The following is a 13,067-nucleotide window of genomic DNA, read 5'->3' as shown; positions in this document are numbered from 1 at the left end:
TAAACGCATCAAATCAACATGATGGTCCAACCGCGCACAGGTCTCATGATACCAGTCTTGCGAAGTTCTGACCGTTTTCCGGGCGGTTCGGTTTCGAAGGTCGGTGCTCCGACGTCCCCTCTCCCCTCGTGGGGGAGGGAGAGGGAGAGGGAGAGGGAGAGGGGTATACGACCTGTCCTCGAACTCTTGCACTTGCGGAGTCTTCCGGAGTGACCGCTCTCTCCGTCTCTCCCCCACAAGGGGGGAGAGGACCGGATGCGAGGGCCTTCGGTGGGCCCACGCCGATCGAGTCGAAAATTCGTGAGCGCGGTATGAGAAATTCGCGGGACGGCTCCCGCGAGACACACGAGAACCGACCCCGCCGAAAGCGAGAAGAGCCGCGGAGCGATCCGCGGCTCTTTTCGCTTTCGGGAGCGGACGAGCAACCCGGAGGGGCTGCCCCGCAATCTTCACTGGGTCCGATCGGCGCCGGCTTCGGCGCGCAGGGCGGCGCGACGCTTCTTGCGAACCGAGCCGGTGGTGGCCGGTTCGGTCGGCGCTTCGGCGGTGCGCAGGCCCTTGACGTCGAACTGGTGGGCGTAGACCTGGAGCAGGCCGACGGGCGTGCCGACGACGACCTTGTAGGGGATCATCACATTCGACCCGCCGGCCGGCACGAACCAGATCGAGAATTCGAGATTGCGCTCGAACTTCTCCTCCTGCGGCGACAGCGGCCGATAGCCGGCGATCGGGCGGTAGTTCACCGCGCAGACCAGCGCCGGGCCGGAATAACCTTCGCGACCCTGCACCTCCATGCGCGAGCCGTAGACCATGCGCAGGTCGTAGCGGACGCGGCCGTCGAAGACGCGGGCGGTGTGGTTGCAGTTGGACGGGTTCATCGCGTCCTTGCCCGGGGGCACGGCGATGACGAAGGCGGCGAGCGGGTCGATGACGCCGCGCTTGTGTTCCGGCTTCAGCGGCACGCGGCGATCCCAACCGGGGAAGCGCAGTTCGGTGGCCGAGACCTGGGTGACGGTGCCGCCGGAGAAGCCCATGTCGACGTGATTGGGCCAGGAGCCGCCGTCGATGGCGAGGCTGTAGCCGCGCGAGGCGATGCCGTCGCCCTGGGCGCGGCCGCTGGCGGAGGCCGAGGCGGTGCGATTGGCGACCACCGTGGCGAGGCCGCTGATGCGGGCGTCGACGGAGGCGCGATAGGAGCCGCCGTCGTCGATGGCGAAATCGAGGCTGCCGCTGCCGACCGGGAAGCCCGCCAGGGTCGCGGAATATCTCGCCTGAACGGTCGCCTCGCCGGCGCCGGCGGTTCCCGGAAGCGCCGCGGCGGCCAGGGCGCCGAGACCGGCCATCACCACACCGCGGCGGAAGGTCCTGCGTTTCGCCGTCATACGCGCGTCTCCACTCCACGACAGACATCGGGCCGCTTTCCCTGGTCGGGAGCATGCGCGGCCCGTCCCTTCCTTCATGATCCGTCAAGCTTAACGAAGAGTTGAGCCGCCGTCGAATTCGAAGTCGAAAGCGGGCTCAGGGCGTGGCCGGATCGCCGGCGCCGAGCAGGCGGAAACGCAGCAGGACGGTACGCTGGAACCAGTTGCCGTTGTCGTCGGAGACGAGGGTCAGGATGGTCGATCCGTCGGGTGCGGTGTCGACGGCGAGACCCTCCATGTTGTCGATCTCCCAGCTCCAGTCGGCCTCGAGCAGGATCTTCGGCACGATGGTGCGGCCGGGGCGGATCTCGGCGGCGGGAACGCGCACCAGACGCATGCCGAGGCCGATCCTCAGGCCGAAGCGGCGCTGGAGGACGAGGAGGTCGCCGTCGGGCAGGAAGGCGGCATCGGTGTTGGCGAAATGGTCGCGGCGAGCGAGGTGGAAGAGGCCCGGGCGTGGGCCGCCGACGATCCACACCGGCTGGTCCGCCTCGCCGGGGCGGGGTTCCTCGGCGACGAGCAGCAGGCTGCCGGCGAGCGGCGTCTTCGGCGGCGCGACGGCCAGCCCCTCGAGCCCGCGATTGCCGCGCAAGTTCCGGATCTCGCGGGGAATGCCGGCCGCCGGGCGGCCGGGTGCGTCGAAAGCGCTGGTCGGATCGTCGCCGGTGAGGGCGTAGGAGGCGACGCGATGACGGCCCTCGTAGCCGACCAGGAGTTCCGATCCGGTCGCGGTGCGGCGGAAGGCCAGGCTCTCGGCGTCGCGCTCCCACTTGGTGCGGAACGGTCTGCCCTCGTCGTCGAGGAGCGGGGCGATGCGCACGTTCTCGACGGAGAGTGGCCGGCCGGCGTCGTCGGTCTTCAGGCGGAAGCCGATCCACATGCCCTCGTCGCTGACCGAGATCAGCTCGCGGCCCGAGTCGCGGCTCAGGAGGGCGGAGAGCGATTGGAAGTCGGGGGTGCGGCTGGTGAGCGCCAACCCGCCGAGGAACTCGAGGTCGCCGAAGCGCCGACGACTCGGTTCGGAGGGGTGGAAGGCGACGATCGGGCGGGCGGAAACGGTCGCGGTTCCGCCGGCGCCCGGGGTCGAGCCGGCGAAGGCGTCGGCGGTGAGCGGCAGGACGACGAGAAGTGCGGCGAAGAGGTGAAGGGCGCGGCCGATCGGGCCGCGCGGCTCGCTCATGCGCTCGCCCGGCGACGCGGGCCGCGCCGGGCTCCACGGAGATCTTCGGCGCCGCGTTCGTCGAAGAGCGAGGCGAGCTGATCGGTCATGGCGCCGGCCAGTTCCTCGGCATCGACGATGGTCACGGCGCGTTTGTAGTAGCGGGTGACGTCGTGGCCGATGCCGATGGCGATGAGTTCGACCGGCGAACGGGTCTCGATCTCCTCGATCACCCGACGCAGGTGGCGCTCGAGGTAGTTGCCGGGGTTGACCGACAGGGTCGAGTCGTCGACGGGCGCGCCGTCGGAGATCATCATCAGGATGCGCCGGCTCTCCGGGCGGCCGAGCAGGCGCTCGTGGGCCCAGGTCAGCGCCTCGCCGTCGATGTTCTCCTTCAGAAGCCCCTCGCGCATCATCAGGCCGAGGTTGCGGCGCGAGCGCCGCCACGGGGCGTCGGCCGCCTTGTAGACGATGTGGCGCAGGTCGTTGAGGCGGCCGGGAGTGACCGGCTTGCCGGCCTGCATCCAGGCCTCGCGCGATTGGCCGCCCTTCCAGGCGCGGGTGGTGAAGCCGAGGATCTCGACTTTGACGCCGCAGCGCTCGAGGGTGCGGGCGAGGATGTCGACGCAGGTCGCCGCCACGGTGATCGGCCGGCCGCGCATCGAACCGGAATTGTCGATCAGCAGGGTGACGATGGTGTCGCGGAAGTCGGTGTCGCGTTCGCGCTTGAACGATAGGGGCGACATCGGGTCGATGACGACGCGGGTGAGCCGCGCCGTGTCGAGCACGCCCTCTTCCAGGTCGAACATCCAGGAGCGGTTCTGCTGCGCCATCAGTTTGCGCTGCAAGCGGTTGGCGAGGCGCGCCACCGCGCCCTGGAGCGGTGCCAGCTGCTTGTCGAGATAGGCGCGCAGGCGCTCGAGCTCGGGGATGTCACAGAGATCTTCGGCGTGGATCACCTCGTCGAACCGGGTGGTGAAGACCTTGTAGTCGTCGACCGGCGGGCGGTTGGAGAAGGGCTGCTCGGGGCGGCTCGCTTCGGCCGTCGTCTCGGTCTCGGTGACCTCGTCGTCGGAGAGTTCGTCGGAATAGCCGTCGTGGGCCTCGACCTCGCCTTCGTGCGGCTCCTCGCCGGAGCTGTCGGAGGCTGAGCTCTCGGCCTGTTCCGAGCCCTCCTCGCCCTCGGGTTCGCCGGCGGTCTCCTCGTCCTGGCCCTGCTCTTCGTCGCCGCCCTGGTCCTGATCCTGCTCGTCGGGGTCCTCGCCGAGTTCGTCGGCCATGTCGAGGTCGGCGATGAGATCGCGGACGAGATGGGAGAAGGCGCGCTGGTCGCCGATCGAGGTTTCGAGCGTGTCGAGGCGGGCGCCGGCCTTCAGCTCGATCCAGTCGCGCCACATCGACACGAGGTTGGTCGCCGAGGGCGGCGGCGCCATGCCGGTGAGGCGCTCGCGCACCATGAGGGCGAGGGCGTCGGAGAGCGGCGCCTGGGCCTTCTCGGTCACCTCGGCGGCGCGCGCCTTGACGTAGCGCTCCTCCAGCATGGCGGCGAGATTGCCCTTGACGCCGTCCATGCGGCGGGCGCCGACCGCCTCGCAGCGGGCCTGCTCGACCGCCTCGTAGATGGCGCGGGCCTCGTGACCTTCGGGCATGTAGTGTCGGTGGACGCTCGCGTCGTGGACGGCGAGGCGCAAGGCCAGACTGTCCGACTGGCCGCGCAGCACCATGGCTTCGGCGCGCGACAGTTTCCGCGTCGGCTCGGGCAGGCGCACGGTGTGGCCGGTGAGCGCCGCCCGATCGGTGCCGTAGGTCACTTCGAGATCGGGAACCCGCGCGATCGCCCGCACACAGGCGGCGAGAGCCTGCTTGAAGGGTTCGTTGGGCGGGGTCTTGTCCTTCGGGGCCATTCCGCTCGAACTCGCGTCCGCAATTCTCAGAGGGACCGGCCGTCGAAGCGACGGACGGGATGGGCTTCGAGATCGATGCCGTCGATGCAGCGGACGTTGATCGCCACCATCTCGCTACCGTCGGGCTTGGCGCCACGGCCGAAGCTCTCGGTTCCGCAGTCGGTGCAGAAGAGGTGGGCGATGCGCTTCTTGGCGAAGCGATAGTCCTTCAGCTTGTCCGCGCCGGAGAGCAGACGGAAGTCCGCCGCCGGCGCGAAGGCGAGGAGCGACCCGCGCACGGTGCAGATCGAGCAGTTGCAGGAGATCACCTCGTCGATGGCCGCATCGACCTCGAAGCGCACCGCGCCGCAGTGACAGCCGCCACGATGGGTGAGTCGCTCCGCCATCGCTCTCTCCGTCAGCTCAACACGACGTTCAGCGCGCTCTCCGGCAGGTCCTTGCCGAAGCAGCGCTGGTAGAACTCGGCGACCTTCGGCCGCTCGGTCTCGTCGCACTTGTTGAGGAAGGTGACGCGCAGGGCGAAACCGACGTCGCCGAAGATCTCGGCGTTCTCGGCCCAGGTGATGACGGTGCGCGGGCTCATGACCGTCGACAGCTCTCCTTGCACGAAGGCGTTGCGGGTCATGTCGGCGACGCGGACCATCTTGGCGACGATGTCGCGGCCCTCGTCGTTCTGGTAGTGCTTCGCCTTGGACAGGACGATGCCCACCTCCTCGTCGTGCGGCAGATAGTTCAGGGTCGTGACGATCGACCAGCGATCCATCTGCGCCTGATTGATCTGCTGGGTGCCGTGGTAGAGGCCGGAGGTGTCGCCGAGGCCGATGGTGTTGGCCGTCGCGAACAGGCGGAAGGCCGGATGCGGGCGGATGACGCGGTTCTGATCGAGCAGCGTCAGGCGGCCGGACGACTCCAGCACGCGCTGGATGACGAACATCACGTCCGGGCGGCCGGCGTCGTATTCGTCGAAGACCAGGGCGACGTTGTGCTGGTAGGCCCAGGGCAGGATGCCGTCGCGGAATTCGGTCACCTGCATGCCGTCCTTCACGACGATGGCGTCCTTGCCGATCAGGTCGATACGGGAGATGTGGCTGTCGAGGTTGACGCGCACGCAGGGCCAGTTGAGGCGGGCGGCGACCTGCTCGATGTGGGTCGATTTGCCGGTGCCGTGGAAGCCGGTGACCATGACGCGGCGGTTCTTGGCGAAGCCGGCGAGAATGGCGAGGGTGGTGTCGCGATCGAAGAGGTAATCGGGATCGACGTCGGGAACATGGTCCTCGGCGGTGGAATAGGCCGGCACCATCAGATCGCTTTCGAAGCCGAAAGTGTCCTTCACGGAAATCATCCGATCCGGCAGGCCGGCCACGGTCTTCTCGGTCTCGCTCATCTTTCCTCCGTCCCCGCCGGTGGCACGCGGGTACGCGCGCTCCTCATGGACCCGTAGACCGGCGGAGGTCATCGTTTCGAACCGGCGCACACTAGCGGAGCGCACGCCGCCGCACCAGCGGGACGACACCGATCCGGTGATCGACGCACGGCGGCCATGGCGTGGGCGCATGGGTGGTTCGACGGCGGATCAACACAGGCCGGCGGTGCGCAGCAGCTTGTAGGCCTGGATGATCTCCTGGAGGCGTCCCTCGGAGGAGCGATCTCCGCCGTTGGCGTCGGGGTGGTGACGCTTGACCAGGTCCTTGTAACGGGCGCGGATCGCCTGGGCGTCGGCCGCCTCGGGCAGGCCGAGGGTGTCGAGCGCCTTCTTCTCCAGCGGCTTGCGGCGCACCGGTTGGGCGCGGAACTCGGCGCGGAAGCGGGCGGCGCGGCCGAACTGGATGCGCGGGTCGCCGGAGCGGCGGGACCAGTTGCGCGGGATCTCGAAATCCTCGGCGCGGGTCCGCGGTCCGCTCGCGTCCGGGTTCGATCCCATCGCCCAGGTCGGCCGGTGGCCGGTCATCGCATCCTTGTGGAAGGCGGCGACGGTGTCGTCGGCGAGGCCGGAGAAGTAGTTGTAGGCCTTGTTGTAGAGGCGGACGTGGTCGATGCAGAAGTGATGGTACTCGCCCTCGCGGGCGCGGCCCTTCGGTGCCGGATGGGTTCCCGCCGCATCGCAGCCTTCCCAGTCGCAGGTCGGGAAGGTGCGCTTGGCCAGGAGCTCCGGGTCCGGCTTGATGCGAATGCGCTCGAAGATGTCGTTGTCGAACTTCATCGGCGGATAATGGTGTGTGTGAGGTCGCGCCACAAGGCTGGTGCGACGAGGATCGGCTCGGCGCCGAGGATGGTTCCGAAACGCCGAGCGGAGGGTTAATATGAATTCCGATCCCGACCACCACGGAGTTCGAAGCGGCCGATGACCTATTGCCAGCGCATGATCGACAAGCTCACCGCCGCCTTCCAACCGAGCTTCCTCGAGGTGATCGACGAATCCGACCGCCATCACGGTCACGCCGGCCATCACGCCCAGGGCGAGACCCATTTCGTCGTCCAGATCGCTTCGCCGGCCTTCCGCGACACGACCCGCCTGCAGCGCCATCGGATGATCAACGAGGTGCTGAAGCAGGAACTGGCCGAGCGGGTGCACGCGCTCACCATCGAAGCGGATCCCGCCTGAGAACGCGATTTCTCGGGGCAGGACCTCGGTCGGAATCCCCATCCCCACTTAACCTCTCGTTGGGGAAGGGGGTGGCATGTTACCGATCCGATGGACGCGATCGTCGATTCGCCTCCCCCCCCGAGGGCCGAGTTCGTGATGCCGAGAATCGATCTGCCGACGCTGCTGACGGTGTCGACGGCTCTGTTCATCCTGATGGCGGTGATGTTCCTCATCACCTGGCGTCAGGATCGGCGGGCCAACCGCGCGATGCTCCACTGGGCCGGTGCGCACCTGCTCGGCGCGCCGGCTTGCGCGCTTCTGGCGCTGCGCGGCGAGATCTCGAACACTTGGTCGATCGGCGTGGCCAATGCCCTGGTGCTGGCCGCTTTCGGCTCGCTCCTGGCCGGCGCGCTCGCCTTCGAAGAGCGCCGCTTCCGGGTCTTCGCGATCTTCGCGGCGCCGGCGATCTGGATCGCGGCGACGCAGTCGTCGCTGGTCTGGGGGAGCTTCCCGGTTCGGGTGGTCCTGGTCTCGAGCCTCATCTTCCTGCTCGTCGCCGCCTCGGCGGTGGTGATCTGGCATGGGCAGAAGCGTGAGGCGTTGCCGACCCGGCCGATCGTCGCGGTGCTGCTCGCCTTTCTCGCCGTCGGCCATCTGGCGCGACTGATCCTGACGGTCGACAGGCCGGCTTCGGAGAGCTTCGCATCTCTGGGCAGCGGCTGGATCGCCTTCATCGCCATGCAGATCCTGCTCCAGGAAGTGGTGCTCGGCTACGCCCTGCTGTCGATGGTCAAAGAGCGCGGCGAGGCACGCCAACGCGCCGCCGCGGAAATCGATTCGCTCACCCGGGCATTCACCCGCCGCGCCTTCTTCGATCGCGCCACCGCACGGCTGGCGACCGATTCGACGCGTGGGGCGGTGCTGATCTTCGATCTCGATCGCTTCAAGACGATCAACGACACCCACGGCCATCTCGTCGGCGATCGGGTGCTCGCCGATTTCGCCGGCGTGGTGTCGGCGCGGATCGGGCCGAAGGACGTCTTCGGACGGTTCGGTGGCGAGGAGTTCGTGCTGTTCCTCGCCGAGGCCGATTTCGCCGCCGCGTGGCGGGTGGCGGAGGCGGTGCGTCACGATTTCGGCGAGATGAAGATCCGCAACGGCGTTCGCGTCGTCGACGCCACCGTCAGCGTCGGTGTCGCGGCGGTGCCGCTGATCGAGCCGGATCTCGATCGCCTCGTCGCCTCCGCCGACGCCGGCCTCTATGCGGCGAAGCAATCGGGGCGCGATCGGGTCGAGACGGTCGCAGAACCGGTGCGCCGGGTACCGCGGGCCGGACGGGCGGTTTGAAACAGCCGCCGACGGCGTGCTACCGGAGGTCTCCCTCTTCTCGACCGGCCGGCTCCATGACCCTCGATCGCTCTCTCCTCGATTCCCTCGTCGAAACCGCGCTCACCGCCGGGCAGGTGGTGATGGAGGTCTACGCCGGCGATTTCGCCGTCACCACGAAGGGCGATGCGAGCCCGGTGACGGCGGCGGACGAGCGAGCGGAAAAGGTGATCCTCGCCGATCTCGCCCGCCTCCTGCCCGGCGTGCCGGTGGTGGCGGAGGAAGAGGCCGCGGCCGGGCGACTGCCGACGAATCTCGGCGACCGTTTCGTCCTGGTCGATCCGCTCGACGGCACCAGGGAATTCGTCTCGCGCAACGGCGAGTTCACGGTGAACATCGCGGTGGTGGACGCCGGGAAGCCGATCGCCGGGGTGGTCCTGGCGCCGGCGCTCGGCGAGATCTTCGTCGGGGCGCCCGGCGCCGGCGCGCGCGCCGGACGCATCGATGCCGAGGGGCGGATCGTCTGGCGCGACATCGCGGTTCGCACCCCGTCGGCGGACGGGTTGGGGGTGCTCGCCAGCCGCTCTCATGCCGGGCCGGAGACCGAGGAACTGCTGGCGCGTCTGGCGGTGGCGCGGCGCGTCTCGGCCGGATCGTCGCTCAAGTTCTGCCGGGTGGCGGCGGGCGAGGCCGATCTCTATCCGCGCCTCGGCCGGACCATGGAATGGGACACGGCGGCGGGCGACGCGGTGCTGCGCGCCGCCGGCGGTGCGGTCGTCGGTCTCGACGGGCGGCCGCTTCTCTACGGCAAGCGCAACCAGGCGAACGACGTCGACTTCGCCAACCCGTGGTTTCTGGCGGGCGGATCGGCGGCGACGCTGTCGGCGGCAGTGGCCGCAGCGGCGGGCCTCGCGGTGCCGTCGGGCCGGGGGTGAAGCCCGACGGTGGTTTCCTCACGGCCGAGGGAGCCGCCGTTCGATCGGCCGATGCAGGCCGGCGGTTCGAGCTTCCGAAGGTCGTCGGCGCGGGTCAGTCGCAGACGATGTCGTAGCGATAGGTCCGCAGGACCGAGCGCGTCGTCGAGGGGAACGACACCAGACGGCCGCTCCATTTCGCCGGAACTGTGAGGGTCTGGTCGATGTGCTGGGCGCGGATCTTGCCGTCTTCCATATATTCGAGATCGTATTTCGTCCTGCACTGGTAGGCGCGATCTTCCGAATTTCTGACGTCGAGCGTATATCCCGACTCGTTGTAGAAATGATTGAAGAACGGCATCGCGACCGCAGTCGTCGGCAGCAATGCGATCGCGCCGAAAACGAGGAATCTGTTCATCTTCCCCTCCGTCAGACGGTATCTCGGACAAGTGAATTCTTTCGTCTATGGTGATATTTACCATGACGACAGGAGACTCGTAAGTGACAAGGTGTCAGAACCGGTGCGACACCGCATCCGCCGAAAGTCGCTCGGTGGTCACCGCCCGGCGAGTTTCTCGGTGAGGAAGTCGCGGACCTGATCGGGGACGACGTCGTCGGCGACGAAAGCTTCGCCGATGCCGCGGGTGAGGATGAAGGTCAGGCGGCCGCGCTTGACCTTCTTGTCCTGGAAGATCGCCCGCAGCAGCTCGTCGGCCGAGCCGACGCCGCCGGGGATCTCGCCGATCGTGGTCGGCAGGCCGACCGCGGCGAGGTGGGCCTTCACCCGGGCCGCGTCGTCGGGCGAGGCGAGATTCATGCGGGCGGAGAATTCGTGGGCGAGCACCAATCCGATCGCCACCGCCTCGCCGTGGACGAGGCGGTCGGCGTCGTAGTCGCAGGCGGTCTCGAAGGCATGACCGAAGGTGTGGCCGAGATTGAGGAGGGCGCGCGGGCCCTGTTCGGTCTCGTCGATCTTCACCACGTGCGCCTTGGCGCGGCAGGAGGTGGCGATGGCGCCGATGCGCGCCGCGCCGCCGGCGAAGATCTCGGCCGAGGCGGTCTCCAGCCAATGGAAGAACTCGGCGTCGTCGATGAGGCCGTACTTCACCACCTCGGCGTAGCCGGCGCGCAGGTGACGCGGATCGAGCGTGTCGAGGGTGGCGGTGTCGGCGATCACCAGCGAGGGCTGGTGGAACAGGCCGACGAGGTTCTTGCCGTGGCGGGTGTTGATGCCGGTCTTGCCACCGACCGAGCTGTCGACCTGAGAGAGAAGCGTCGTCGGCACCTGGACGAAGCGCATGCCGCGGCGCACGAGCCCGGCGGCGAGGCCGACGAGGTCGCCGATGACGCCGCCGCCGAGGGCGATCAGCAGGTCGCCGCGCTCGAGCCGCGCCGAGAGCACGCCGTCGACGACGCTCTCCAGGGTCTCGAAGCTCTTCGAGCCCTCACCGGGAGTGACGACGATCGAGGAGAAGGCGAGATCGGCATCGGTGAGCGAGCCGGCGAGGGCGTCGAGGTGGTGCTCGGCGACCGTCTCGTCGGTGATCACGCAATAGCGCGCGCCGGGGAAGCGGGCCTTCAGCTCGGCGCCGGCGGAGGCGACGAGACCGGGACCGATGAGGATGTCGTAGGCGCGGCCGGCGAGGTCCACGGGCACCACGGTGGGGGCGGTCATGTCGGGTCTCCGATGACGGCTCGAGTCACGCCGGCGGGGGCCGGCACGGCGGTGAAGTGACGATCGATCGCGGCGAGGATCTCCTCGGCCATGACGTCCTTGGAGACGTCGCGGGAGTTCACGGTCAGATCGGCGAGGGCGTAGACGGGATAGCGCTCGGCGACGAGGCGGCGCAGGGTGCCTTCCGGGTCGGGAGTGTGCAGCATCGGTCGATTGGACTTGGCGCGGACGCGGGTCCACAGCACGTCGGGGTCGGCGGCGATCCACACCGAGACGGCGCGGGAGGCGATGGCCGCGCGGGTCTCGGCGTTCATGAAGGCGCCGCCGCCGGTCGCCAGCACCTGAGGGCCGTCGCCGAGCAGGCGGGCGATGACGCGGCGCTCGCCGTCGCGGAAATAGGTCTCGCCGTGTTCGGCGAAGATCTCCGGGATGGTCTTGGCGGCCGCCTTCTCGATCTCGACGTCGACGTCGGCGAAGGGGATGTCGAGGCGGGCGGCGACACGGCGGCCGATGGTGGTCTTGCCGGCGCCCATCATGCCGACGAAGACGATCGAGCGCGGGCCCAACGCGGAGAGGATCCTCCGGTTGCGGGCGGCTTCGCCGCGTTTCGCCTCGTTCGACATCGATCCGCTTCCATCCTGCGATCCGGTTCCGATCGTCGTCGGCCGGAGCCCGGTTTCCGCCGCGACCCGGCCGAAGTCCCCACCGTGCGTGCGCGGGCCGACCTTTGGCCGAAGCATCCGCCGTCCGTCAAGCATTCCGCGCAAGAATTCGAGGAAACGGGCGAGGGATCGGGCGCGTGCCGACCCGTCGTGCTTGCGCGGCGCGCCGGATCGGGGAAAGGTCTCGGCTCGGCGCCCGTGCTCGCGCGGGCGATTCGTCGAGAGGTCCGCCTCGGTCCGTCGCGGCGGCGACGCACCCACGGAGGTGCCGGAGTTCATGCCGAGCCTGTTCCGTTTCCTCATCGCTCTGGTGGTTCTGGCCGGGCTCGGCTTCGCGGCGATGTACGTCCTCGCCACCTTCGTCGAGCCGAAGCCGCGCGAGATGACCATCCGCGTGCCCCAGGACCGTCTCGATCCGAGGTGAAGCCATGGGCGCGGCGCGGGTCGAGGCCTTCCTCGAGATGATGGCGGCGGAACGGGGCGCCTCGCCGGCGACCCTCGACGGTTACGGCCGCGATCTCGGCGATTTCGCCGCCTTCCTGAAGGCGCGCGGCAAAGCGGTCGAGGCGGCGGATGCGGCCGACGTCGCCGATCACATGGCCGATCTCGCGGCTCGCGGCATGGCGGCCTCGACCCAGGCGCGCCACCTCTCGGCGATCCGCCAGTTCCACCGTTTCCTCTACGGCGAAGGGTTCCGCTCCGACGATCCGACCGGGACGATCGATGCACCGAAGAAGAGGCGGCCTCTGCCGAAGGTGCTCTCCGAGCGCGACGTCGACCTGCTGATCGAGATGGCGAAGCGGGAGGCGGAGGCGAGCCACGACGGCCAGGGCCGGGTGCTGTCGGCGGCGGTGCGGGGGCGGCGGTTGCGGCTCCACGCGTTGCTCGAGACGGTCTATGCGACCGGATTGCGGGTCTCCGAACTGGTGGCGCTGCCGGCGAGCGCGGTGCGCGGCGAGGCGCCGTTCCTGACGGTGCGCGGCAAGGGCTCGAAGGAGCGGCTGGTGCCGCTGTCGACGAAAGCGAGGGCGGCGATGGATGCCCACGTCGCGCACCTGAAGGCGCACGGGCGCTGGACGGCGGGCGAGCGTTGGCTCTTTCCCTCGTGGAGCGAGAGCGGCCACACCACGCGCCAGGCCTTCGCCCGCGATCTCAAGGCGCTGGCGTCGCGGCTGGGACTCCCGGCGGCGGCGGTGAGCCCGCACGTGCTGCGTCACGCCTTCGCCAGTCACATCCTCGCCCACGGCGCCGATCTGCGCGTCGTGCAGCAACTGCTCGGCCACGCCGACATCTCGACGACGCAGATCTACACCCACGTCCTCGACGAGCGGCTGCGCGAGTTGGTCGAGACCCACCACCCGCTCGCCGACACCTCCTCGTGACGGGGGCGGCTCGGGCGGCGCGACGGGGCGTTCGCTTGAC

Annotated in this window: 14 protein-coding genes; 5 read left to right on the top strand and 9 right to left on the bottom strand. The window is 69.0% G+C overall.

Translation table 11 applies throughout. The features are described from left to right. Positions 1 to 449 precede the first annotated feature (449 nt). The 6 genes from V7Q42_RS15985 to V7Q42_RS15960 all read right to left on the bottom strand — a co-directional run bounded on the left by V7Q42_RS15985 (position 450) and on the right by V7Q42_RS15960 (position 6,684). Entirely contained in the window at positions 450 to 1,382 is a 933-nt protein-coding gene (locus tag V7Q42_RS15985; protein ID WP_333825098.1) for a DUF3108 domain-containing protein, read from the bottom strand. A 136-nt stretch (positions 1,383 to 1,518) separates the two neighbouring features. Then, positions 1,519 to 2,601 (bottom strand): esterase-like activity of phytase family protein, encoded by a 1,083-nt coding sequence (locus tag V7Q42_RS15980; protein WP_333825097.1) that lies wholly within the window; start codon positions 2,599 to 2,601, stop codon positions 1,519 to 1,521. Beyond that, the gene (cobT, locus tag V7Q42_RS15975) at positions 2,598 to 4,484 is read right to left on the bottom strand and encodes a cobaltochelatase subunit CobT (protein ID WP_333825096.1); all 1,887 of its coding nucleotides are present in this window, start codon (positions 4,482 to 4,484) and stop codon (positions 2,598 to 2,600) included. Before cobT ends, V7Q42_RS15980 begins: the two co-directional genes overlap by 4 nt. A 26-nt stretch (positions 4,485 to 4,510) precedes the next feature. Continuing rightward, entirely contained in the window at positions 4,511 to 4,870 is a 360-nt protein-coding gene (locus V7Q42_RS15970) for a GFA family protein (protein WP_333825095.1), read from the bottom strand. Between the two features lie 11 nt (positions 4,871 to 4,881). Next, positions 4,882 to 5,868, bottom strand: coding sequence for a cobaltochelatase subunit CobS (gene cobS, locus V7Q42_RS15965; RefSeq protein WP_333825094.1), 987 nt, complete (start codon positions 5,866 to 5,868; stop codon positions 4,882 to 4,884). 189 nt (positions 5,869 to 6,057) lie between these two features. After that, positions 6,058 to 6,684: a J domain-containing protein gene (locus tag V7Q42_RS15960; protein ID WP_333825093.1), complete on the bottom strand. Its 627-nt coding sequence runs from the start codon at positions 6,682 to 6,684 to the stop codon at positions 6,058 to 6,060. A 141-nt stretch (positions 6,685 to 6,825) separates the two neighbouring features. Between V7Q42_RS15960 and V7Q42_RS15955 the strand changes: the two genes are divergently transcribed. The 3 genes from V7Q42_RS15955 (at position 6,826) to cysQ (ending at position 9,329) form a co-directional block, all read left to right on the top strand. After that, positions 6,826 to 7,086: a BolA family protein gene (locus V7Q42_RS15955; RefSeq protein ID WP_333825092.1), complete on the top strand. Its 261-nt coding sequence runs from the start codon at positions 6,826 to 6,828 to the stop codon at positions 7,084 to 7,086. Between the two features lie 138 nt (positions 7,087 to 7,224). Continuing rightward, positions 7,225 to 8,415 carry a GGDEF domain-containing protein gene (locus V7Q42_RS15950; protein ID WP_333825091.1) on the top strand — a complete coding sequence of 397 codons (1,191 nt, stop codon included), beginning with the start codon at positions 7,225 to 7,227 and terminating at the stop codon, positions 8,413 to 8,415. 56 nt (positions 8,416 to 8,471) lie between these two features. Continuing rightward, positions 8,472 to 9,329 carry a 3'(2'),5'-bisphosphate nucleotidase CysQ gene (gene cysQ / locus V7Q42_RS15945; RefSeq protein WP_333825090.1) on the top strand — a complete coding sequence of 286 codons (858 nt, stop codon included), beginning with the start codon at positions 8,472 to 8,474 and terminating at the stop codon, positions 9,327 to 9,329. A 94-nt stretch (positions 9,330 to 9,423) separates the two neighbouring features. Here the strand turns inward: cysQ and V7Q42_RS15940 are convergent, their stop codons facing one another. The 3 genes from V7Q42_RS15940 to V7Q42_RS15930 form a co-directional block, all read right to left on the bottom strand. Continuing rightward, positions 9,424 to 9,726: a hypothetical protein gene (locus V7Q42_RS15940; protein ID WP_333825089.1), complete on the bottom strand. Its 303-nt coding sequence runs from the start codon at positions 9,724 to 9,726 to the stop codon at positions 9,424 to 9,426. 138 nt (positions 9,727 to 9,864) lie between these two features. Then, entirely contained in the window at positions 9,865 to 10,983 is a 1,119-nt protein-coding gene (gene aroB / locus V7Q42_RS15935) for a 3-dehydroquinate synthase (protein WP_333825088.1), read from the bottom strand. Beyond that, positions 10,980 to 11,606 (bottom strand): shikimate kinase, encoded by a 627-nt coding sequence (locus V7Q42_RS15930; protein WP_333825087.1) that lies wholly within the window; start codon positions 11,604 to 11,606, stop codon positions 10,980 to 10,982. Before V7Q42_RS15930 ends, aroB begins: the two co-directional genes overlap by 4 nt. A gap of 316 nt (positions 11,607 to 11,922) precedes the next feature. Here V7Q42_RS15930 and V7Q42_RS15925 point away from each other — a divergent pair, with 316 nt between their 5' ends. Beyond that, complete coding sequence (locus tag V7Q42_RS15925) at positions 11,923 to 12,069, top strand: histidine kinase (RefSeq protein ID WP_333825086.1); 147 nt, start codon at positions 11,923 to 11,925, stop codon at positions 12,067 to 12,069. A 4-nt stretch (positions 12,070 to 12,073) separates the two neighbouring features. Further along, a complete protein-coding gene (locus V7Q42_RS15920) occupies positions 12,074 to 13,027 on the top strand; it encodes a site-specific tyrosine recombinase XerD (RefSeq protein WP_333825085.1) in 954 nt (317 codons plus the stop codon). Positions 13,028 to 13,067 lie beyond the last annotated feature (40 nt).

The organism is Pinisolibacter sp. (assembly GCF_036782435.1).
Lineage (GTDB): Bacteria > Pseudomonadota > Alphaproteobacteria > Rhizobiales > Ancalomicrobiaceae > CALBKH01.
Note: the sequence above shows the minus strand (reverse complement) of the source record. Positions and strands in the feature narration are given on the sequence as shown.